Annotated in this window: 21 protein-coding genes; 12 read left to right on the plus strand and 9 right to left on the minus strand. The window is 68.5% G+C overall.

Annotated features, from left to right (window positions below):
- Positions 1 to 212: 212 nt before the first annotated feature.
- From AC2YHT_RS05590 to AC2YHT_RS05600, 3 genes are all read right to left on the minus strand, one after another.
- On the minus strand, positions 213 to 941 hold the full coding sequence (locus AC2YHT_RS05590) for a helix-turn-helix transcriptional regulator (protein WP_487288587.1): 729 nt from the start codon (positions 939 to 941) through the stop codon (positions 213 to 215).
- A 169-nt stretch (positions 942 to 1110) separates the two neighbouring features.
- Positions 1111 to 2634 carry a response regulator gene (locus tag AC2YHT_RS05595; protein ID WP_487288588.1) on the minus strand — a complete coding sequence of 508 codons (1524 nt, stop codon included), beginning with the start codon at positions 2632 to 2634 and terminating at the stop codon, positions 1111 to 1113.
- A 143-nt stretch (positions 2635 to 2777) separates the two neighbouring features.
- On the minus strand, positions 2778 to 5768 hold the full coding sequence (locus AC2YHT_RS05600) for a TonB-dependent receptor (protein WP_487288589.1): 2991 nt from the start codon (positions 5766 to 5768) through the stop codon (positions 2778 to 2780).
- A gap of 471 nt (positions 5769 to 6239) precedes the next feature.
- On the opposite strand from AC2YHT_RS05600, the gene queC reads away from it, so the two are divergent.
- From queC to AC2YHT_RS05625, 5 genes are all read left to right on the plus strand, one after another.
- Positions 6240 to 6983: a 7-cyano-7-deazaguanine synthase QueC gene (queC, locus tag AC2YHT_RS05605; RefSeq protein WP_487288590.1), complete on the plus strand. Its 744-nt coding sequence runs from the start codon at positions 6240 to 6242 to the stop codon at positions 6981 to 6983.
- Positions 6980 to 7612 (plus strand): 7-carboxy-7-deazaguanine synthase, encoded by a 633-nt coding sequence (gene queE / locus AC2YHT_RS05610; protein ID WP_487288591.1) that lies wholly within the window; start codon positions 6980 to 6982, stop codon positions 7610 to 7612. The genes queC and queE overlap by 4 nt, the downstream gene beginning before the upstream one ends.
- A gap of 72 nt (positions 7613 to 7684) precedes the next feature.
- On the plus strand, positions 7685 to 8053 hold the full coding sequence (locus AC2YHT_RS05615) for a 6-pyruvoyl trahydropterin synthase family protein (protein WP_334348542.1): 369 nt from the start codon (positions 7685 to 7687) through the stop codon (positions 8051 to 8053).
- Between the two features lie 68 nt (positions 8054 to 8121).
- The gene (locus AC2YHT_RS05620; protein ID WP_487288592.1) at positions 8122 to 8601 is read left to right on the plus strand and encodes a recombinase family protein; all 480 of its coding nucleotides are present in this window, start codon (positions 8122 to 8124) and stop codon (positions 8599 to 8601) included.
- A 69-nt stretch (positions 8602 to 8670) separates the two neighbouring features.
- On the plus strand, positions 8671 to 9066 hold the full coding sequence (locus tag AC2YHT_RS05625; protein ID WP_487288593.1) for a YciI family protein: 396 nt from the start codon (positions 8671 to 8673) through the stop codon (positions 9064 to 9066).
- A gap of 102 nt (positions 9067 to 9168) precedes the next feature.
- Here the strand turns inward: AC2YHT_RS05625 and AC2YHT_RS05630 are convergent, their stop codons facing one another.
- Complete coding sequence (locus AC2YHT_RS05630; protein ID WP_110119496.1) at positions 9169 to 9399, minus strand: hypothetical protein; 231 nt, start codon at positions 9397 to 9399, stop codon at positions 9169 to 9171.
- A gap of 254 nt (positions 9400 to 9653) precedes the next feature.
- On the opposite strand from AC2YHT_RS05630, the gene AC2YHT_RS05635 reads away from it, so the two are divergent.
- Positions 9654 to 9848: a hypothetical protein gene (locus AC2YHT_RS05635; RefSeq protein ID WP_233245226.1), complete on the plus strand. Its 195-nt coding sequence runs from the start codon at positions 9654 to 9656 to the stop codon at positions 9846 to 9848.
- A gap of 893 nt (positions 9849 to 10741) precedes the next feature.
- On the opposite strand, the gene aroC is transcribed toward AC2YHT_RS05635, so the two are convergent.
- The 4 genes from aroC to argH form a co-directional block, all read right to left on the minus strand.
- Positions 10742 to 11869, minus strand: coding sequence for a chorismate synthase (gene aroC / locus AC2YHT_RS05640; RefSeq protein ID WP_487288594.1), 1128 nt, complete (start codon positions 11867 to 11869; stop codon positions 10742 to 10744).
- 99 nt (positions 11870 to 11968) lie between these two features.
- Positions 11969 to 13234 (minus strand): diaminopimelate decarboxylase, encoded by a 1266-nt coding sequence (gene lysA / locus AC2YHT_RS05645; protein ID WP_487288595.1) that lies wholly within the window; start codon positions 13232 to 13234, stop codon positions 11969 to 11971.
- Positions 13235 to 13373: 139 nt separating this feature from the next.
- Complete coding sequence (locus AC2YHT_RS05650; RefSeq protein WP_199228294.1) at positions 13374 to 13688, minus strand: hypothetical protein; 315 nt, start codon at positions 13686 to 13688, stop codon at positions 13374 to 13376.
- Positions 13685 to 15103, minus strand: coding sequence for an argininosuccinate lyase (gene argH, locus AC2YHT_RS05655; RefSeq protein ID WP_487288596.1), 1419 nt, complete (start codon positions 15101 to 15103; stop codon positions 13685 to 13687). Before argH ends, AC2YHT_RS05650 begins: the two co-directional genes overlap by 4 nt.
- Here argH and AC2YHT_RS05660 point away from each other — a divergent pair, their 5' ends adjacent.
- From AC2YHT_RS05660 to AC2YHT_RS05685, 6 genes are all read left to right on the plus strand, one after another.
- Positions 15104 to 15733, plus strand: a complete 630-nt coding sequence (locus tag AC2YHT_RS05660) for a TlpA family protein disulfide reductase (protein WP_487288597.1) — start codon at positions 15104 to 15106, stop codon at positions 15731 to 15733.
- Positions 15730 to 16470: a GNAT family N-acetyltransferase gene (locus AC2YHT_RS05665; RefSeq protein WP_487288599.1), complete on the plus strand. Its 741-nt coding sequence runs from the start codon at positions 15730 to 15732 to the stop codon at positions 16468 to 16470. Before AC2YHT_RS05660 ends, AC2YHT_RS05665 begins: the two co-directional genes overlap by 4 nt.
- A gap of 78 nt (positions 16471 to 16548) precedes the next feature.
- The gene (locus AC2YHT_RS05670; RefSeq protein ID WP_487288600.1) at positions 16549 to 17082 is read left to right on the plus strand and encodes a CcdC protein domain-containing protein; all 534 of its coding nucleotides are present in this window, start codon (positions 16549 to 16551) and stop codon (positions 17080 to 17082) included.
- Positions 17083 to 17206: 124 nt separating this feature from the next.
- Positions 17207 to 18418, plus strand: a complete 1212-nt coding sequence (locus AC2YHT_RS05675; RefSeq protein WP_487288602.1) for an acyltransferase family protein — start codon at positions 17207 to 17209, stop codon at positions 18416 to 18418.
- Positions 18419 to 18450: 32 nt separating this feature from the next.
- Positions 18451 to 19083, plus strand: a complete 633-nt coding sequence (locus AC2YHT_RS05680; protein WP_487288604.1) for a hypothetical protein — start codon at positions 18451 to 18453, stop codon at positions 19081 to 19083.
- Positions 19084 to 19090: 7 nt separating this feature from the next.
- Positions 19091 to 19405 carry a winged helix-turn-helix domain-containing protein gene (locus AC2YHT_RS05685; protein ID WP_487288606.1) on the plus strand — a complete coding sequence of 105 codons (315 nt, stop codon included), beginning with the start codon at positions 19091 to 19093 and terminating at the stop codon, positions 19403 to 19405.
- Here the strand turns inward: AC2YHT_RS05685 and gluQRS are convergent.
- On the minus strand, positions 19402 to 20241 hold the full coding sequence (gluQRS, locus tag AC2YHT_RS05690) for a tRNA glutamyl-Q(34) synthetase GluQRS (RefSeq protein WP_487288607.1): 840 nt from the start codon (positions 20239 to 20241) through the stop codon (positions 19402 to 19404). The two genes, AC2YHT_RS05685 and gluQRS, sit on opposite strands and share 4 nt — an antisense overlap.
- Between the last annotated feature and the right edge of the window lie 6 nt (positions 20242 to 20247).

The following is a 20247-nucleotide window of genomic DNA, read 5'->3' on the forward strand; positions in this document are numbered from 1 at the left end:
CAATCACCGATAGGCCAAACGGCCTATGCGCACGCCGCCTCAGTCCGTGAGGCATTTCCGGTTTTTAAGGGGAATTGGTCTGTGCGCTGGCGCACACACGACCATAATTAGCGTTCCGCGCGGGCGCAAAACGACTATGTCGAAGACCTAACAGATCGTCGAGCCATATTCAAGGTTGTGAAATTTCGCGTATCGACGTTACGCGTGTAGAGTCACTCGGCCTTCAGCAGGCCCAGTTCGCCGGCCTTCATCACCGCTTCCTGCCGCTTGACCACGCCCAGGCGCTTCTTGGCCGCCTCGACGTGATGGTGGACGGTGCGGGGCGAGAGCTCGAGGATCGCGCCGATCTCCCAGTCGGTCTTGCCGCGACTGGCCCAATAGAGGCACTGGGCCTGACGCTCGGAGATCACCCCGTAGTCGGGATTGTCGTCCTGCAGTTCCCAATGCTTGAGCATGATGGTGCCGAACACCGTGGCCAGGCTCTCGACCACGGCGCGGGCGGCCGGGTCGGTGTCGGGCGCGCCCGTGGCCATGCGGATCAGCACCTCGTGGCCGGCCGGGCCGAACACCCGCACCACATAGCCGTCGTTCATGCCGAACTCGGAGGCCTCGCCCCACATGGCGTGGGCGCGCTGGTCGCCCAGCGGCTTGGCGTCGGTCCAGGCGAAGGACTTGCTCGATTTCAGCAGCAGCTTCACGCAGGGGTCGTGGACGACGTAGCGTTCGCCCCAGTAGCGGCTGTCCCAGGCCTCGAAGTCCTGGCGCGACAGGGCCGGGGGCTCCTTGCCGTAGCGCTCGGCGTTGACCAGTGTGGCGGCGAAGCGCTCGTAGCCGAAGGCCGCCAGGGCGCGGCCGAAATGCTCTTCGACTTCGGCCGGCGCGCCGTAGTGCGGCGCCTTGCTCAGGAAATCCCAAGCCTGCTGTTCGGCCGAATTCAACACGACGCTCTCGTCTCCCGCTCGAACAACAACTTAGGGCTACTTTGGCGCGCAGGCCAGTAGCGGCGTCGATCTGTCGCGGGCTCTACTCAAGCCAGATCTTGAGACAACTTTCGGTGTCTTTGGGTTTCGTAGAGGTTGAGTCTTGCGGAGCTTGATCGGCCAGGGCGGATCAGGCCGCTTCCTGCTCGTCTTCGCCGGCCAGCAGGGCGCTCAGCACCACGGCCAGGCGCTCGGGCTTGATCGGCTTTTCGACCACGTCCTGCATGCCGGCGGCCAGATAGACGGCGACGTCCTCTGGGCCGGCGTTGGCGGTCAGGGCTACGATCGGGGCCGAGCCGGCCGGGCCGGGCAGTTCGCGGATGGCGCGGGTGGCGGCCACCCCGTCCATGCGCGGCATCTTGATGTCCATCAGGATCAGGTCGAACCGGCCGGTGCGGGCGGCCTCGACCGCCTCGACGCCGTCGGTCACCTGCTCCGAGGTGCAGTCGAACATCTCGCACAGCGCCTCGGCGACCATTCGGTTGGTGGCGTTGTCGTCGACGATCAGGATGTGGGCGGGGCGGGCCGAGACGGTCACTTCCTCGGCGTCGTCGAACAGCGCCTCGGCGACCGGGGCGGTTAGGGCGAAGCGCAGGGTCAGGCCGGCGCCGCGGTTGGGCTCGGCGCGCACCTGGCCGCCCATCTCGCGCAGCACGCGGTGGGCCAGGGCCATGCCGACGCCGAGAGCCATCTCGGCGCGGTCGTCCATCCGGCCTTCGCCGAGCGGGTCGAACACGCGGGCCAGGCGTTCCTCGGCGGTGACGGCGGCGGCGTTGTCGCGAACGTCGCCTTCCAGGCGCAGGCGGTCGCCGTCGAGGCGGGCCCGCAGGCTGGCCTCGATCACGCCGCGTCCGTGGGCCAGGGCGCCGTCGATCAGGGCGTCGAACACCTGCAGCAGGCGCGAGGGATCGATCAGGGCGGCGGCTTCGGGCTCGCCGTCGTAGGAGAACAGCAGGGTCGAGCCGCCTTCGGCCGCGCGCGGCGCCCATCGGGCCTCGACGGCGTCGGCCAGGTCGCGCAGGCGGGTCGGCTCGGGCGACAGGGCCAGGCCGCCGGTGGCGGCGCGGTGCAGGTCCATGGCGCGGCCGAGGATGTCGCTCATGTCGCGGCTGGTGTCGCTGATGGCGCGCACGCAGGCGGCGGCGTCGGGCGCCAGGCGCTGCTGTTCCAGCCGGTCGGTGAAGGCCTGGACGCCGTCCAGGTGCAGGCCGATGTCGTGCGCCATGCGCTCGACCAGGCCCATGGCCTCGCGGGCTTCGCGCTGCTTGCGGCGGTGCGAGGCCAGCAGCGAGGCCAAGCCCCCGACGCCGACATAGTCGCCGTGCTCGTCGGTGGCGACAAAGGCGGTGCGGAAGACCGGGGTGGCGCTCTGGGCCAGGGCGTCGACGAAGACGCCGGGATCCATCGACACGCGCACGCTGCGCGGCTCGGGGTCCATGACCTCGGTGACGGGGCGTTCGTTGAGGTGTTCGGCGGCGACCAGCATCTGGCCGACGAAGACGTCGCGATAGATCAGGCCGATCGGCTCGCGGCCCTGCGTGACCGCCAGGGCCGCCAGGCGCGGTTCGCTCGCGAAGATCTCCAGCACCGTCCGGCAGGACGTCTGAGGATCGACCGGTTCACGGCGATCGATGAGGCGGGCGAGCGTTTCCATGCGGCCGGGGGCTGGACGACGTTGAGTTCACAGCTTGGACGACTTGGCCTTGCAGAGTCGTTAAGTCACAGGCCTGAAAGCAGGAAGGGCGGCGGATTTGCACCCGCCGCCCTCGTTTTTTCAACGAACCTGGTTCAGCCGGATCACCAGGTCTTGGTGATGCTGATCCCGTACAGCCTGGGTTCCAGCGTGTAGACGTTGGTGAACAGGCCCGAGGTGTCGTCGGTGGTGTAGGCGTCGGTGATGGGCGTGTCGTTGAGCAGGTTCTTGACGTAGGCGTCGAACGACAGGCCCAGCTCCGGCTTCTCGATCTTGAGCGTCAGGTTGACGTTCTCCCACGACTTCAGCCGGTCGTACTCGGTGTTGTAGATGCGGGCGTACTGCTCGCTCTGGCGGTAGTAGTCGCCGCGCACGGTGGCCGACCAGCCGGACGGCAGGTCCCAGGTGTACTGAGCGCCCAGCGACAGGGTCCAGTGCGGGGAGTTGGGCAGTTCGTTGCCCGACAGGTCGGCCGCGCGGCCGTCGATCGAGGCCCCGGTGGCGTAGTTGTAGAGGCCGGTGCCGTTGGCCACCGCGTTGGCGGTCAGCGCCACCGTGACCAGACCGGTGGCCTGGGTCGAGGTGAAGCCGTTCGACATCAGGGCGCCGACCAGGGTGCTGGCCCCGGCCGACGGGCCGCCGGCCGCCGCCAGTATGGTCTGGACAGCCGTGGCCTGGGCCGCGGTCAGGCCCGCGCCGCCGCTGGTCGTCGCCAGGGTCAGCAGGGTGTTGGTCAGGTTGCTGTAGTAGCTGCTGGATCCGGTGCCGGGGCCGGCGCAGGCCAGCGGCAGGGTGCCGCCGAGGCCGGCGCCGAGCACCGCCGCGACGCCCGCGGTGGTCAGCACGCAGTTGCTGCCCAGGGCCGCGGTCGGCCGGGCGGCCTTGACCAGGGTCAGGGCCGCGTCGCCCTGGGTGCGGTTCATGGTGTCGATCGAGGTGACGCCGTCGCCGATCTCGGTGTGCAGATAGCCGACATTGGCGTTGAGGCGCAGGCCGTGGATCGGCTGCCACAGGGTTTCCAGCTCGACGCCCCAGACCTTGGCGTCGATGTTCTCGTTCACCGAGGTGCGGTTGACGATCTTCGAGATCTGGTAGCCCTGGTAGTCGTAGTAGAAGCCGGTGGCGTTGAGCAGCAGGCTGCCGCCCAGCAGGGTGTTCTTGGCCCCGACCTCGAAGGCGTTGACGAATTCCGGCTGGTAGGTCGCCGCCACGCCGGCCAGGCCGATGGCCCCCGGCGGGTTGGCGCCGCCGCCCTTGTAGCCCTTCGAATAGAAGGCGTAGAGCAGGCTCTCGTCGGTGAACGGCAGGTTGGCCTTGTAATCGAAGCCCAGGCGCCCGGTCAGTTCCTTGAAGTCGGAGTACTGCGCCGACGGCGTGCCCTGGGTCAGGCCGTAGCCCGTGGTCAGCAGCGGGGTCGGATAGTAGTCGGACTTCTTCTTGTCCTGGGTCTGGCGCAGGCCCAGCGTGAACTTCAGGTCCTCGTTGGCCTGCCAGTAGACCTCGCCGAACAGCGCGGTGGCCCGCAGGTGATAGGGCGTGTGGTTGTCATAGTAGTTGTGGCCCTGGCCGGTCGGGGTGGCCGAGGTGTCGATGCCGATGCAGTTGGCCGTGGTCGACGGGTTGCAGGTCGGGTTGCCGGTGTTCTGGAAGTTCAGCGCCAGGGCCGAGATCGTCAGGCCGTTGCTGACCACCAGGTAGTCGGTGATGCCCTGGTAGTCGAAATAGATGCCGCCGACGTTGAAGTTGATCGGCCCGTCGAAGGCCGACTGCAGGCGGAACTCCTGGCTCAGCTGCTTGGCCGTCGACCGCGAGATGTCATAGGTCAGGAAGGTGTTGGACGTTCCGGTCTGCGGATCGGTGAAGAAGCCGCCCGGCGTCAGGGCCGTGCTGTTGAACGTGCCCGGCGAGATGTTTCGGAAGTAGTCCTGCTTCGAATAGATGCTGCCGTTGCTGAGCGAGGTCAGCGAGGTGAAGGTCAGGCTGTCGGTGATGTCGTAGGCGAAGTTGAACTGGTAGACGTCCGAGGTCGACTTGTAGATCGGGTCGAACAGCGTCTCGATCTCGCGCAGGTCCTTGCTGACCGTGTCGCCGGCGTTGAGGTCGCCGCTGGTGAAGCCCACCAGGTTGCCCAGAACGCCATACAGCGTGCCCGAAGTGTTGACCGTGCCGTAGGCGGCGTCGGTGTAGAGACTGGCCGAAGAGCAGCCTTGCGTCAGGTATCGTCGGGACGTGCCGGTGGCCACCCCGCCGACCGTGGCCGGGCCCGGATCCTTGGTGCAGAGCTGCTTGCCGATGCGGGCGCGGTTGTCGTCCTCGTTGAAGTGCTCCCACATCAGGTTGACGCGCAGGCGCTCGTTCGGATTGACCTGCAGGCTGACGCGGGTGGACCACAGGTCGCGATCGTCGACCTTGTGGTTGTTGTAGGTGTTGGTGACGAAGCCGTCGCGTTTCACCGAGGCGGCCGCGATCCGCAGCGCCATCTTCTCCTCGACGATCGGGATGTTGACCATCCCGCGCAGCTTGGTCGTGCCGTAGTTGCCGTATTCGGCGCGGGCCAGGGCCTCGAACTGGTCGGCCGGCTTGGCGGTGATGATGTTGACGACGCCGCCGGTGGCGTTGCGGCCGTACAGCGTGCCCTGCGGGCCGCGCAGCACTTCCACCCGCTCGACGTCGTAGAACTCGGCCTCGAACAGGTTGGAGGCCTGGAGGGGCGCGTTGTTGACGTGCACGCCGACGCCGTTGTCGGCCGAGACGCCGACGCCCTTGGAGCCGATGCCGCGGATCTGGAAGTTGAAGCTGTTGGTGAAGTTGCTCTTGCCGAAGCTGACGTTCGGAATGGCCTGCTGAAGGTTCGGGCCGCCGTCGATCTTCTGGACTTCCAGGCTGTCCTGGCTGAAGGCCGAGACCGCGATCGGCACGTCCTGGAGGGCTTCCTCCTTCTTCTGGGCGGTGACCACCAGCTCTTCGATCACGTTGTCCTGGGCCGGCTTGGCCGGTGCGGACGTCTGGGCGAAGGCGGGGGCGGCCACGGCGGCCAGCACGGCGGCGGAAGCGCTCATGGCCAAGAGGCCGCGCAAGCGCAGGGTCTGCGTCATTCGAAATCCCTCCCTGGACGCGATGACGCCTTGTTGGCGGCCCCTATCCGCGTCCCGTTGTTTCCTCGTCGCCGCACGTTTTCATTGTCGTATCTCCTTTGCGGAGATCGGCGGGCAGGTGTCCGGCAGACCTGCTTCGGCATTGCAGGATTGCATACTTGCGTTCTTTGGCTGTCAACTGCCGCGCCTGTAAGTAAACGGCGATAGGTTACGGCTTTTCACTTGACGCAACGTCATCTGTTGCGCCGAAAACTCGCTTATTGGAAATTTAGAAAAGACGGTCCGCCGGGTGACGCAAGGTCATCCGTGACGGTCTGCTGAAAATAGGGAGAAAATTTGCTCCCCCGCACGCTGTATCTTGTCGCATTCCCGTAAAAGGTACAGTCGGAAAACGCTGGTTGTCGAAGTCCTGGCGCCGCCGCGCCGCGTCCCGCCGTTCCAGCCGGGGGCAAGGTCGTGTAGAGGAGCGGCATGTCCGCATCTTCCACCTCTTCCGCGCCCTCGGGCGCCGCCCTGGTGCTGTTCTCCGGCGGCCAGGACTCCAGCGTCTGCCTGGCCTGGGCGCTCGAGCGCTATGCGCGCGTCGAGACCCTGGGCTTCGACTACGGCCAGCGCCATTCGATCGAGATGGAGGCCCGCCAGGCCGTCCGTCACCAGGTCGCCGCCCGCTTCCCGCACTGGGCGCAGCGTCTGGGCGAAGACCACGTCCTGGATATCAAGAGCTTCGGCGCCGTCGCCGAGTCCGCCCTGACCGCCGATCGCGCCATCGAGATGACCGAGCGCGGCCTGCCGTCGACCTTCGTGCCCGGCCGCAACCTCGTGTTCCTGATCTACGCCGCGGCCCTGGCCGACCGCCGGGGCATCGACGCCCTGGTCGGCGGCATGTGCGAGACCGACTTCTCGGGCTATCCCGACTGCCGCCGCGACACGCTGGACGCCATGCAGAGCGCCATGAACCTCGGCATGGACCGGAACTTCCGCGTCGAGACGCCCCTGATGTATCTGACCAAGGCTGAGACCTGGGCCCTGGCCAAGACCCTCGGCGGCGAAGACCTGGTCGACCTGATCGTGGTTGAGAGCCACACCTGCTACCAGGGCGAACGCGGCGAGCTGCATCCCTGGGGCCACGGCTGCGGCGAATGCCCGGCCTGCGAGTTGCGCGAAAAGGGCTACGTCGAGTGGGACGCGGCCGGTCGCGAGGTCCTGGTCCCGTGACCTACACCGTCAAGGAGATCTTCCTCACCCTGCAGGGCGAAGGCGGCCAGGCGGGCAAGGCCGCCGTGTTCTGCCGTTTCGCCGGCTGCAACCTCTGGACCGGCCGCGAGCAGGACCGCCACAAGGCCGTCTGCACCTTCTGCGACACCGACTTCGTCGGCACGGACGGGGAGGGCGGCGGTAAGTTCGCCACCGCCGACGCCCTGGCTGACGCCGTCGAGGCCGCCTGGACCGGCGGTCCCAACGACCGGCTGGTGGTCTGCACCGGCGGCGAGCCGCTGCTTCAGCTGGATGAGCCCGCCATCGCCGCCCTGCACGCCCGCGGCTTCCAGATCGCCTGCGAGAGCAACGGCACGGTGGTCGCGCCCGAAGGCATCGACTGGGTGTGCATCAGCCCCAAGGCCGACGCGCCGGTCGTGCAGACCCGCGGCCAGGAGCTGAAGCTGGTGTTCCCGCAGGAAAAGGCCATGCCGGAACGCTTCGAAAGCCTGGATTTCGAGCGCTTCTATCTCCAGCCGATGGACGGCCCGGACCGCGACGCAAACACGCAATTGGCCGTCGCCTATTGCCTTTCCCACCCTCAATGGCGTTTAAGCGTCCAGACACACAAGTATCTCGGCCTGCCCTGACGGATAAGGCGCTCGGTTTGGTGACAGGACCGTTGCGCTAGAGCCTCCCAGGCCTAGTCATAAAAGAAGTCCATGTCCGAACCCGTCTTCGAGATCACGAAGGCCGCGCATTTCGATGCGGCCCACTACATTGAGCAAGGCCCCGGCGACCATCGCTATCGCCGGCTGCACGGCCATTCGTTCCGCGTCGAGGCCAGCGTGAAGGGCTCCATGCAGGCCGCCGGCTGGGTCGCCGACCTGGAAAGCCTGGACGTCGCCCTCAAGGCGGTCGCCACCGAGCTCGACCACGGCCTGCTCAACGACCGCCCGGGCCTGGAAAGCCCGACCCTGGAGCGGATCTGCCTCTATTTCGCCGAGCGCCTGAAGCCCCAGTTCCCGGGCCTGTCGCGCGTGGTCCTCTCGCGTCCGACCATCGGCGAGAGCTGCGCGCTGACGCTGTAAGCGATTATCCCCGACTTTGACGCCGCCGCCCTCTGGCGCGGCGGCGCGGAGTTCGTCACACAGCGCCCATGCGTATGATCGGCTACTTCCGGGTTCCGCCCGTACGGGGCGCGACCTTCGACGGACCCCTGGCGGACAAGCTCGTCGCCGCCGGCTGCGAGGCGCTGCACCACGACGCCTGCTATGCCCTGGCCGTGCACAAGCCGGGGCTGGACGCGGCCATCGCCTCGGCGCGGCCCGGCGACCTGCTGGTCGTCCCCAGCCTGCACGCCTTCGCCGCCCACCTGGTCGACCTGCTGCAGGTGCTGGGCAAGATCCAGGCGGCCGGGCTCTACCTGATGACGCTGAGCGAGGGGATCGACACCCGCATGCCCGGCGCCTTCTTCACGGTCTGCGCCCAGCTGGCGCAGTTCAACGACCAGACGCGCATGGTCCGCACCGCCGAGGAGAAGATCGTCCGCCTGGGCCGTCCGCGTCCCGCGACGCCGGAGTCTGAGCCTGAAGGTGAGGCGTCGGAAGCGGTCGCAGAGCCGCCGCCCGAAGCCTGAGTCCTCTTTCCAGAGAACGCTGGTCGGGCTACCCCTTGCGCTCAGAAAAGCGCCCCGGGAGGTCTCGCCGTGCTCTACGCCATCCTCTGCTACAACGATCAGGACCTGGTCTCGAACTGGACCCCGGCGCAAGACGCGGCCGTGATGGAAAAGCTGTCGGTCGTCCACGACCGGCTCTATGCCGAGGGCAAGCTGGGACCGGCCGGCCGCCTGGGCTTCACCGGCTCGGCCAAGACCCTGGTCAAGGGCCAGGAGCCGCCGATCGTCATGGACGGTCCCTACGCCGAGACCAAGGAGGCCATGCTCGGCTTCTACATCGTCGACTGCGCCTCAATGGACGAGGCCCTCGACGTGGCCCGCGCTCTGGGCGAGGCCAATCCGACCGGCGCTTACGAGATCCGGCCGCTGTCGCTGTATCTGGAGGGCCTGGCCGTGGGCGATCAGATCCCTCAGGCGGCGGAGTAGAGCCCCCTCAGTCGCTTCGCGACAGCTCCCCCAGAGGGGGAGCATCTGCGGCGTAGATCCTCCCCCTCTGGGGGAGGTGGCCCGGAGGGCCGGAGGGGGTCTTCAGCCCCGCTGGGCCTTCTTCCACTCGCGGAATTCGCGCTTTTCGCGGTCCTTCTTGCTTTCGCCGGGGATCACCGCCTTGCCGGCGCCGACCACGACCTTGCCGGTCGTGCCGACCACGGCGCCGGCCGTGCCGACGGCCGCGCCCGCGACGGCGCCGGCCAGGCACCCCTGGGCGCCGACCGCGACGGCCAGCAGGGCGGGAACGAGAAGCAGGCGGGAAACGCGCATGGGGAAGAAACTCGCGGAACAAGGGTCCGTCGGTTCTAGCCGAATAAAGGTTTACGATCTCCGCGTCGCAAGGTCGCTGTCGTCTGGCCGACTTTTCAGGTCTTCGAGTCTGTAGGCCGACAGTTCTCGTGGTAAAAATGCGGCGGTGCAGCTTGATTAAGATTTGTAAACGAAAAAATCAGGAACGAGTCCTAAAGTTCGGCGGTTGGTTGGTCGAATGCTAGAGACTTGAACCGATGCCCCGCCGAGAAGACATGATCAAGCAGGAGGCCCAGGCGCTGTGGCGAGAGCTGCGCGGCGAGCCCGTCCCCGACCTCAGCGGCGAAGAACTGCTTGCCAGATTGTGTCGAGATCTTGACGTCGCCGACTACGACCGCGTCCAGTCCCCCTTCCTACGCCCATCGATGATCATGCGGCCGGAAGAATGGCCGGAACGTCGGGAGGGGTGACGTTCGGGTCCTTTCTGATGGGCGAGAGTTCCCGCCAGCCCCCCACTCCGTAAAATCCCCGCGAAAGCGGGGACCCAGGCTTTTCACCGCCCCACTCCGCCTCCCTCGCCCCTGTGGCGAGGGGCCATGCCGGCGACCGCTCAAACCTCGGCCGTCCTCGACAGGTCTGAGCAGCTGAACGATGGATCCTGGGCACAAGGCCCAGGAAGGCGGTGTTGGGTTGGGCTGATGGGGATTAGCGAGCGTCTATCCCCGACGATCGCGCCAAAGACCCCAACCAATCCAGCCGCTTGCAACTTTCTGAGCGTTCCGGATCAGACGCGCTGAAACCCGCTGCATAATGGACCCCGTCCCGTCGCAGGGAGAGGGCGCAAGGATCCGGCCCGAAGCGTGCGACGTGGATGCGATCGAGCGGGGCCGCCGGAGCTGCGTGAGCAGGACCGAACGGCTTAAATGAGGGTGGGGGACGTAAACCCATCCATCGGGGGTCTGCCCAATAGGCTCCCGCCCGTCCGAGGGTCCGCTCCGGCGCCTTCTGTCTGCACGCGATGGCTAGCGAAGCTTACAGCCCGGTTCCGGGGAAGGCACAAGCCGAAGGGGGTGAAGGGCGGAAGAGGCCCGCGCGCCCCGGCCTGAGGAATAACGATCGCGCGGGGCGTCAGAGCTTCGTCGAAACGGTATTCAAAACTCACAACTCCGGGCGAGGCCCGGACGCCCCGCGCCCTCTCCGATCAACTCGTAGCGAAAGCGCGAGGATGAAGCGCCGTGCTTGCCCCCTCAGTCGCTCCGCGACAGCTCCCCCAGAGGGAGAGCATCTTTCTGGCGAGGCGTCGGATTAGATCCTCCCCCTCTGGGGGAGGTGGCCCGAAGGGCCGGAGGGGGCCGCGAAGCGGCTAGACCCGCTCGCCGCCGCCGCCCGGCAGGAACGCGCCGCCGCCGGTCTGGCCGCGATGGCGCAGGAAGGCGTCGGCCAGGACGCAGGCGGTCATGGCTTCCACCACCGGCACGCCGCGGATGCCCACGCACGGATCGTGGCGGCCCTTGGTGCGCAGGTCGATTTCCTCGCCGGCCTCGTTGAGGGTCTGGCGGGGGATCAGGATCGACGAGGTCGGCTTGAAGGCCACGCGCGCGGTCACCGGCTGGCCGGTCGACAACCCGCCCAGCACGCCGCCGGCGTGGTTGGACAGGAACTCCGGCTGGCCGTTGGGGCCCAGGCGCATCATGTCGGCGTTGTCCTCGCCGGTCAGGGCGGCGCTGTCGAAGCCTTCGCCGATCTCGACGCCCTTGGCGGCGTTGATCGACATCAGGGCCGCGGCCAGTTCGGCGTCGAGCTTGCCGTACAGCGGCGCGCCCCAGCCGGCCGGCACGCCGACGGCTTCCACCTCAACCACGGCGCCGGTCGAGGAGCCGGCCTTGCGGATCTTCTCCAGATGCTCTTCCCACACCGGGATGATCGCGGCGTCCGGCGACCAGTAGGGGTTCTCTTCGGTCTGCGCCCAGTCCCAGTTGGCCCGGTCGATCTTGTACGGGCCGATCTGCACGAGGGCCGCGCGCACCGTGACGCCCGGGATCACCAGCCGCGCCACCGCGCCGGCCGCGACCCGCGCGGCGGTCTCGCGCGCCGAGCTGCGCCCGCCGCCGCGATAGTCGCGCACGCCGTACTTGGCGAAATAGGGGTAGTCGGCGTGACCGGGGCGGAAGGCCTGGGCGATCTCGCCATAGTCCTTGGAGCGCTGGTCGGTGTTCTCGATCAGCAGGCTGATCGGCGTGCCGGTGGTGCGCTGGCCGCCGGTGCGCTCGTCCTCGAACACGCCCGACAGGATCTTCACCGCGTCCGGCTCCTGGCGCTGGGTGACGAACTTGCCGTTGCCCGGACGGCGCTTGTCGAGGAAGCCCTGGATCATCTCGGCGGTCAGCAGGATGCCCGGCGGCACGCCGTCGACGACGCAGCCGAGGGCGGGCCCGTGGCTCTCGCCCCAGGTGGTGACGCGGAACAGGTGACCGAAGGTGTTGTGCGACATGGTGAGGCTTCTAGCCCAAAGGGCGTTTGGGGGCGAGACTTTGCGGGCGGAGAGCGGGGAGGGCGGCGACGCGCAAGAATTTGCCGCCGCCGCTCGCGCCTACACCCAGTCCGGAACCAGGTCCCGGGCCAGCATCTCCTCATAGGTCGGGCGCTTGCGGATCACGGCGTAGCGATCGCCATCGACCAGCACCTCGGGGACCAGCGGGCGGGTGTTGTACTCGCTGGCCATGGCCGAGCCATAGGCGCCGGCCGACATGAAGGCCACCAGGTCGCCCGGGCCGAACGGCGGCAGGGCGCGGTCGCGGGTGAAGGTGTCGCCGGTCTCGCAGACCGGGCCGACCACGTCGTAGACCGTCTCGCCGTCACGCGGCAGCACGGGCCGGATGTCGTGGAAGGCGTCGTACATGGCCGGACGCACCAGGTCGTTCATGGCCGCGTCGATGACCAGGAACTTGCGACCTTCCGGACGTTCGTGGACGTGGATGACTTCGGACACCATCACACCCGCGTTGGCGGCGATGACCCGGCCCGGCTCGAAGGCCAGCTTCACGGGCAGGCCCTTGGTCACCTCGGCCACCATGGCCGCGAAGGCGGCCGGGGGCGGGGGCTCGGGGTGGTTGAAATAGGGCACGCCCAGGCCGCCGCCCAGGTCCAGGCGCTCGACCGACAGGCCCTCGCCCAGAAGTTGTTCGACCAGCCCCCGCATCTTCGTGAACGCGGCGCGCATGGGCTCCAGGTCGGTGATCTGGCTGCCGATGTGGCAGGCCACCCCGATCGGCTCCAGCGCGGCGTTGTTGCTGGCGTTGGCGTAGAGGCGGGCGGCCTCGGCGAACGAGACGCCGAACTTGTTCTCCGACTTGCCGGTGGCGATCTTGGCGTGGCCGCCGGCCGCGACATCCGGGTTGACCCGGAAGGCGATCTTGGCCCGCACGCCCAGTTCGGCGGCGACGCTGGCGATCAGCTCCATCTCCGGCTCGGACTCGACGTTGATCTCGGCGACGCCGGCCTTCAGGGCGAAGGCGATTTCCTCGCGCTTCTTGCCCACGCCCGAGAACACGATGCGCTCGCCGGGGATGCCGGCGGCCAGGGCGCGGCGGACCTCGCCCTCGGAGACCGTGTCGGCGCCGGCGCCCAGGTCGCCCAGAACCTTCAGCACGGCCACGTTCGAATTGGCCTTCACCGCATAGGCCACCAGCGGATCGACGACGCCGGCCTGCACGAGGGCGTCGCGGAACACCGTGAAGTGCCGCTCCAGCGTGGCGCGGGAATAGACATAGACGGGCGTGCCGACCTCGGCCGCGATCCTGGCCAGGGGGACGCCTTCGCAGGCCAGGCCCTCGGGGCCGTATTCGAAGTGGTTCACGTTCAGACCTTCCGGGGACCGGCCGCGTCGGCGGGTCCGCCCTCGTCCTTCGACAAGCTCAGGATGAGGGCTAATGCAGATGCGTTCGACAGAACCCTCACCCTGAGCTTGTCGAAGGGCGAGGGTTCCGCGCTGAGGATCAGTTCGGCGTCGAGGACGGGAAGCCGGCGGCGGACGGGCCGCCGAACGGGTCGGACGGCGCGCCGCGCAGCGGAGCGGCGCGGGTCGTGCGGTTGCTCGACGCCGGGTCGATGTTCTCCTGGGTGCCGTTCGGGCGGGCCGGCTGGTTGGCCTGGGCCGAGGCTTCGCGGCGCTTGGAGGCTTCGGCGGCCTTCTTCTCCGGACCCCACAGCGGCGCGGGACGCTCCAGTTCCGCCTGCTTGCCGCAGGCGGAGAGGGCGGCGCCGGTCAGGCCCAGGGCGGCGATGGCGAGCAGCGTGGCGGGACGGATCATGCCAGGGTTTCCTTCCAACGCGCGATCTGGGCGCGGACCTGGGCGGGGGCGGTCCCGCCATAGCTCATGCGGCTGGCCGCCGAGGCGGCCGGGGTGAGGACGGCGTAGACCCCGTCGGTGATCCGCGGTTCGATGGCCTGGAACTCGGCCAGCGACAGGTCCGACAGATCGACGCCCTTGGTCTCGGCGGCTTTCACGGCCGAGCCTGTCACGTGGTGGGCGTCACGGAAAGGCATGTTCAGTTCACGCACCAGCCAGTCGGCCAGATCGGTGGCGGTCGAGAAGCCGGCGCCGGCCGCGGCGGCCATCTTTTCGGTGTTCGGCGTCAGGTCGGCGATCATGCCGGCCATGGCCAGAAGGCTCAGTTCCAGGGCGTCGAAGGCCTCGAAGGCCGGGACCTTGTCTTCCTGCATGTCCTTAGAATAGGCCAGCGGCAGGCCCTTCATGACCACGGTCAGGGTGGTCAGGCTGCCCAGGATGCGGCCGACCTTGGCGCGGATCAGCTCGGCGGCGTCGGGGTTCTTCTTCTGCGGCATGATCGAGCTGCCGGTCGTGAAGGCGTCGGTCAGCTTGATGAAGCCGAACATCGGCGTCGTCCACAGCACGATCTCCTCGGCCAGGCGCGACAGGTGCGTGGCGGTGATCGAGGCGGCCGACAGGGCTTCCAGCGCGAAGTCGCGCGAGGAGACGCTGTCCAGCGAATTGGCGGTCGGACGGTCGAAGCCCAGGGTCGCGGCCGTCTGGTGGCGGTCGATCGGGAAGGGCGAGCCGGCCAGGGCGGCCGCGCCCAGCGGGCACTCGTTCATCCGCGCGCGGGCGTCGCGGAAGCGGCTGGCGTCGCGGCCGAACATCTCGACATAGGCCATCAGGTGATGGCCGAAGGTCACCGGCTGGGCCGGCTGCAGGTGGGTGAAGCCCGGCATCAGAGCGTCGGCATAGGTCTCGGCCTGGGCCAGCAGGGCCTTCTGGAGGGCGACCAATTGGCCGGCCGAGCGGTCGGCGGCGTCGCGCACCCACAGGCGGAAGTCGACGGCCACCTGGTCGTTGCGCGAGCGGGCGGTGTGCAGCCGGCCGGCCGTCGGGCCGATCAGTTCGCGCAGCCGCGCCTCGATGTTCATGTGGATGTCTTCGTACTCGTCGCGGAACGGGAAGGTCCCGGTGGCCAGCTCGTCCTCGATCTTGGCCAGGCCCTCGAGGATTTCCTCGCCGTCGCTGCTTGCAATGACGCCTTGGGTGATCAACATCCGCGCGTGGGCGCGGCTGCCCGCCAGGTCCTGCGCCCAGAGGCGCTTGTCGAAGCCGATGGAGACGTTGATCGCCTGCATCAGTTCCGCCGGCTTGGCCGAGAACCGTCCGCCCCACATGGCTTGGCCCTGGCCGTTCGCGGCGGGCGTTTTGGAGGCGGTGTCGGTCATATGAGCGAAGTCCAGTCGAACGGTGCGGTGACCAAGCCGAAGCCCGGCCCCCTGAAATGGGCCATCGGCGCCGTCATGCTCGTCGGCGTCGTCGGCGTCCTATACGTCATCGCCCAGGCTTCGTTCAAACCCGCAGAGGCCGCCGACCTCACGGAATTCAAGAAGGCGTCCCTAGCAAAGCTGGATGTGCCCAAGTCGCCGCGCGGCGCGCCGGCCACCGTCTTCACCGACATGGCCGGAAAACCGCACACCCTGGCCGACTTCAAGGGGCAGGTGGTGGTGATGAATCTCTGGGCCACCTGGTGCGCGCCCTGCAAGAAGGAGATGCCCACCCTGGCCAAGCTGGCGGGCGCCTACCCCACCCAGCCGCTGAAGGTGCTGCCGGTCAGCATGGACCGCGACGACGACGTCAACCTGATCCAGGCCGAGATGGCCAAGAACCCGCCGCTCGTCTCGTTCCGCGACAAGTCCTACAAGCTGTCGTTCGACCTCCAGCCGCGCGCGATCGGCTATCCGACCACGGTGATCTACGACAAGCAGGGCCGCGAGCGGGCCCGCATCGCCGGCGAGGCCGACTGGTCCAGCCCCGAGGCCCGCGGCCTGGTCGAAGCCCTGTTGAAAGAGAAATGAGCCCCGAGCATCTCGAACCGATCGCCGACGGCGCCTGGCCGGCCCGCGAGCGGGAGCGCCTGGGCGGCTGGCGGCTGAACGCTGCCGACGGCTTCTCGCTGCGCATCAACGCCTGCTGGCCGCTGGGCGAGCCGGATCGCGACCCCGAGGCCGCCATCGACGCGGTCGAGGCCTTCTACGTCGCACGCGGACTGCCTGTGCGCTTCAAGCTGACCGAGGGCATGACGGCCCCGGCCGACTTGGCCGAGCGCCTGGCCCGCCGGGGTTACGCGACTCACGGCGAGACCCTGGTGATGACCGGCGCCGTGGCTGGCGCGGCCGATCCGGACGTCACCCTGTCGACCGCGCCCGACCCTGCCTTCGAGGCGGTGCTGGTCGCCTCGGCCAAGGGAAACCTGGCCGACGCCCGCGAACGGCTCGAAGCCCTGGCCCGCATTCCGGCCCCGGCCCGGTTCGCCCGTCTGGCCGTCGAAGGGCGCGCCGCCGCCCTGGGCGCCTGCGCGGTCGATGGCGAAGCCGTGGGGATCTTCGGCATGCGCACCGATCCGGACTTCCGCCGCCGGGGCCTGGCCCGCCGGGTGCTGGGCGCCCTGCTGGTCGAGGCCGAGGGGCTGGGCGCGCGCACGGCCTATCTGCAGGTCGAGGCCGCCAACGCCCCGGCCATCGCCCTCTACGCGGCGCGCGGTTTTTCGACGGCCTACCGTTATCGCTACTGGAGCAGGCCCGCTCGCGATTGACGAGAGCGCCGGTTTGAGGTGCTCATCCGCTCCGGGGAAAGCGGCGCGTGGCCGCGTGTATGTGTTGGGGGAATGGCCGTGGATCACGGAAACCAGAAACTGATCAGCTATGGGATCACGGCGGCGGTCGTGGCCATCGTCTTCGCCCTGCGCTTCCGCGCCATGAACAAGGAGCGGCGGCTGAAGCTGGAGTTCATGTGGATCCTGCCGGCGATCATGGTCGCCGCCACGATCTTCCTGTTCGTGCAGTTCACGCCGCATGGGACCGACTGGCTGTGGCTGGGCCTGATCTTCGCCGTCGGCGCGACGATCGGCTGGTGGCGCGGCCGCCTGATTCCGATCGCCATCGATCCCGACACCCACGAGCTCAACACCAAGCCCTCTCCGGCGGCGATCCTGTTCCTGCTGGGCCTGTTCGTCGTGCGCTTCGCCCTGAAGGCCTTCCTCGAGTCCGAGGCTCAGGCCTGGCACATCAACGCCGTGCTGCTGACCGACGGCTTCGTGGTCCTGGGTGTGGGCCTGTTCTCGGTCTCGCGCCTGGAGATGGCGCTGCGGGCCATCGGCCTGCTGCGCGAAGCCCGTGCGACCAAGGCGGCGCAGGCGGCGGCCTAGATACTCCTCGTCGAACTCAAGCAGCGACACGTGCGATTTCGAACGCCGTTTTCTAACTGGTTTACAAAACAAACTAGTTGATACAGTGTTCGGCTCGCCACCGAGACGGGTGGGGGAGGAAGCCATGCACGCGCCGCTCAAGACCCTGGAGAGACCGACCGTCGCCGACGGTCGCAACGCCCCGATCGGCGCCCTGCGCGCCTTCGTCACCCTGCTGGTGATCGCCCACCACACGGCGCTGGCCTATCACCCCTACGCCCCGGCCCCGAAGGCGTTCGCCGCGCCGCCGATCCTGTGGACGGCCTTCCCGGTCGTGGATCCGCAGAAGGTCGGAGCGTTCGGGATCCTGACCCTGGTCAACGACATGTTCTTCATGTCGCTGATGTTCTTCATCTCCGGCCTGTTCGTCGCACAGGGGCTGCGGACCAAGGGCGCGGGCGGCTTCCTGAAGGGGCGGGCGCTGCGCCTTGGCGTTCCGTTCGTGATCGGCGCCGGCCTGCTGGCGCCGCTGGCCTACTATCCCGCCTGGCTGCAATCGGGCGGCGCGCCGTCGCTGAGCGCTTTCGCGCAGGCCTGGACCCATCTGCCGTTCTGGCCCGGCGGACCGGCCTGGTTCCTGTGGGTGCTGCTGGCCTTCGCCGCGATCATCGCGGGGCTGCACGCCTTCGCCCCTGGCGCGATCGACGCCCTCGGGCGCCTGGCCAAGGGCGCGGAGGCCAGGCCCGGCCGGTTCTTCCTGGGTCTCGTTGCGATCAGCCTCGCGGCCTATCTGCCGCTGTCGATGACCACGCCGTTCGGCCACTGGACCATGGTCGGGCCGTTCTCTGTGCAGACCGCCCGCATCGGCCACTACCTCGTCTATTTCCTGGCGGGCGTGGCCGTCGGTGCGGCCGGCGTCGGCCAGGGGCTGACCGATCCGGATGGCAAGCTGGCCCGCCGCTGGTGGCTCTGGCAGCTGGCCCCGATCGCGCCGATCGTCGGCGGGGTGGCGACCCTGATCGTGGCCTTCTCGCCCAATCCGCCGCCCAGGGTGTTCCTAGACCTGTTCGGCGGCCTGATGTTCGCCCTCGGTTGCGCGGCCCTGTCGTTCGCCGCCCTGGCGACATTCCTGCGCTTCGCCCGCAAGACCGGCCCAATCGGCGCCAGCCTGCAGGCCAACGCCTACGGCATGTACCTGCTGCACTACGTCTTCACCTCCTGGCTGGCCTGGATGCTGCTGCCCGCCGCGTGGGGCGGCCTCGCGAAGGGCGCGGCGGTGTTCGTCGGGGCGACGGCGCTGAGCTGGCTGCTGACCATGGCCCTTCGCCGCATGCCGCTGTTGGGACGAATCCTTTGACCCTGCATGATGTTCGCGACGGAGCCGCGCCCATGAACGACAAGCTGAAGACGGTGCAGGACGACCTGGCCTTCCTGCGCGGCATCGCCGAGGGCGGCGCCGAGCGGGGCGGGTTCGGCGTCGCCGGCGGGGCCCTCTATGGATCGGCCGGCCTGCTCTACGGGATCCAGACCCTGGTCTACTTCGCCCAGGAGAAGGGCGTCCTGTCGCTGGGAGGACTGGGCAACCTGATCCTGGCTTGGCTGCCGACGCTGATCTTCCTGGTGTTGATGACGATCGTGATTGTGGTCGAGCGCAGGAAGCCCAAGGGCGGTGTCGCCCACCGGGCCATCAACGCCGCCTTCGCCGGGGCGGGCCTGGCCAATCTGGCGCTGATCATCGTCTTCGCCGTGGCCGCCGCCCGCAATCACGACTTCCGCTACTGGCTGTTCCATCCGGCGGTGGTGTTCGTGATGCAGGGCGCGGTCTGGTACGCCGTCTTCGCCCTGCGCAAGCGGGCCTGGATGCTGGTGGTCTCGCTGGGCTGGCTGGCCTCTGGCGTCGCCCTGGGACTGCTGGTCGATCGGGCGGACCTCTACCTGCTGATCGCCAGCATCGGCCTGTTCGGCTTCATGATGGTCCCTGGCTTCTTCCTGATGCGCCAAGCCCAGCGCGCGGCGGCCTGAGGCGGGCGTGGCTGAACGGTTCGACATCAGCGGGCTCGACGACGTCATCCATGGCCGGGTGCGGCTGGGCATCGTCGCCTACCTGGCCAGCGCCGAGGTCGCCGACTTCACCGAGCTGAAAAACCTGCTGGAGGTCACCCAGGGCAACCTCTCCATCCATCTGCGCAAGCTGGAGGAGGCGTCTTACGTGTCGATCGACAAGAGCTTCGTCGGCCGAAAGCCCCTGACCCGTGTGCGCCTGACCGACACCGGCCGGGCGGCCTTCGCCCGCTATCTGAAGGCCATGGGCCAGTTGGTGGAGCAGGCGGGGGGCGGGGGCTAGACGCCCATCTCCGCCCGCAGCGCCCGCGGCGTCACCCCGGCCGCGCGCAGTTCGTGCAGGGTCTGGGCCTTGTCGCGCTTGGCGTAGCGCTTGCCGTCCGGGCCGACCAGCAGGCCGTGGTGGCGGTAGGTCGGAACGGGCAGGTCCAGCAGGGCCTGCAAGAGGCGCTGGATGTGGGCGGCCTCGAACAGGTCATGGCCGCGGATGACGTGGGTGATGTCCTGCAAGGCGTCGTCCAGCACCACGGCCAGGTGATAGGCGACGCCGACATCCTTGCGGGCCAGCACGATGTCGCCGGCGGTTTCGGGGCGCGCCTTGATCAGGCCGGTCTCGCCGTCGGGACCGGCGCCTTCCTCGACGAAGCTCAGGGCTTCGAAGCCGCCCAGCGTCGCTTGCGCGGCGTCCAGCGACAGCCGCCAGGCGAAGGCCTCGCCGCGCGCCAGGCGTTCGGCTTCCTCGGCTGCGGGCAGGCGCGCGCCGCGATAGGGAATGGCCGGCTCGTGCGGCGCGCGGCCGATATCGAGCTCCTTGCGGGTCTTGAAGCAGCGATAGACGAGGCCGCGCTCGCGCAGGGCGTCGATAGCGGCGTGATAGTCGGCCAGGTGCTCGGACTGGCGGCGGACGGGCTGCTCCCAGGAAAGGCCCAGCCAGGCCAGGTCCTCCAGGATCGCTGCCTCGTAGTCAGGCCGGCTGCGGGTGGCGTCGATGTCCTCGATGCGCAGCACGAAGCGGCCGCCGGCCTCGCGCGCGGCCTCGAACGCCGTCAGGGCCGAGAAGGCGTGGCCGCGATGCAGGAAGCCGGTGGGGGAGGGGGCGAAGCGGGTGGCGAAACTCATCCGCGC

Source organism: Caulobacter sp. SRI_008 (genome assembly GCF_057586355.1).

What these genes read in the sequence shown, in the direction of transcription:
- AC2YHT_RS05635 (WP_233245226.1), top strand. Translation starts at nt 9,654, where the DNA reads ATGATCAAGCAGGAGGCCCAGGCGCTGTGGCGAGAGCTGCGCGGCGAG.
- queC (WP_487288590.1), top strand. Translation starts at nt 6,240, where the DNA reads ATGTCCGCATCTTCCACCTCTTCCGCGCCCTCGGGCGCCGCCCTGGTG.
- AC2YHT_RS05630 (WP_110119496.1), bottom strand. Translation starts at nt 9,399, where the DNA reads ATGCGCGTTTCCCGCCTGCTTCTCGTTCCCGCCCTGCTGGCCGTCGCG.
- gluQRS (WP_487288607.1), bottom strand. Translation starts at nt 20,241, where the DNA reads ATGAGTTTCGCCACCCGCTTCGCCCCCTCCCCCACCGGCTTCCTGCAT.
- AC2YHT_RS05595 (WP_487288588.1), bottom strand. Translation starts at nt 2,634, where the DNA reads ATGGAAACGCTCGCCCGCCTCATCGATCGCCGTGAACCGGTCGATCCT.
- aroC (WP_487288594.1), bottom strand. Translation starts at nt 11,869, where the DNA reads ATGTCGCACAACACCTTCGGTCACCTGTTCCGCGTCACCACCTGGGGC.
- argH (WP_487288596.1), bottom strand. Translation starts at nt 15,103, where the DNA reads ATGACCGACACCGCCTCCAAAACGCCCGCCGCGAACGGCCAGGGCCAA.
- AC2YHT_RS05660 (WP_487288597.1), top strand. Translation starts at nt 15,104, where the DNA reads ATGAGCGAAGTCCAGTCGAACGGTGCGGTGACCAAGCCGAAGCCCGGC.
- AC2YHT_RS05620 (WP_487288592.1), top strand. Translation starts at nt 8,122, where the DNA reads ATGCGTATGATCGGCTACTTCCGGGTTCCGCCCGTACGGGGCGCGACC.
- AC2YHT_RS05600 (WP_487288589.1), bottom strand. Translation starts at nt 5,768, where the DNA reads ATGACGCAGACCCTGCGCTTGCGCGGCCTCTTGGCCATGAGCGCTTCC.
- AC2YHT_RS05675 (WP_487288602.1), top strand. Translation starts at nt 17,207, where the DNA reads ATGCACGCGCCGCTCAAGACCCTGGAGAGACCGACCGTCGCCGACGGT.
- AC2YHT_RS05665 (WP_487288599.1), top strand. Translation starts at nt 15,730, where the DNA reads ATGAGCCCCGAGCATCTCGAACCGATCGCCGACGGCGCCTGGCCGGCC.
- AC2YHT_RS05680 (WP_487288604.1), top strand. Translation starts at nt 18,451, where the DNA reads ATGAACGACAAGCTGAAGACGGTGCAGGACGACCTGGCCTTCCTGCGC.
- AC2YHT_RS05650 (WP_199228294.1), bottom strand. Translation starts at nt 13,688, where the DNA reads ATGATCCGTCCCGCCACGCTGCTCGCCATCGCCGCCCTGGGCCTGACC.
- AC2YHT_RS05615 (WP_334348542.1), top strand. Translation starts at nt 7,685, where the DNA reads ATGTCCGAACCCGTCTTCGAGATCACGAAGGCCGCGCATTTCGATGCG.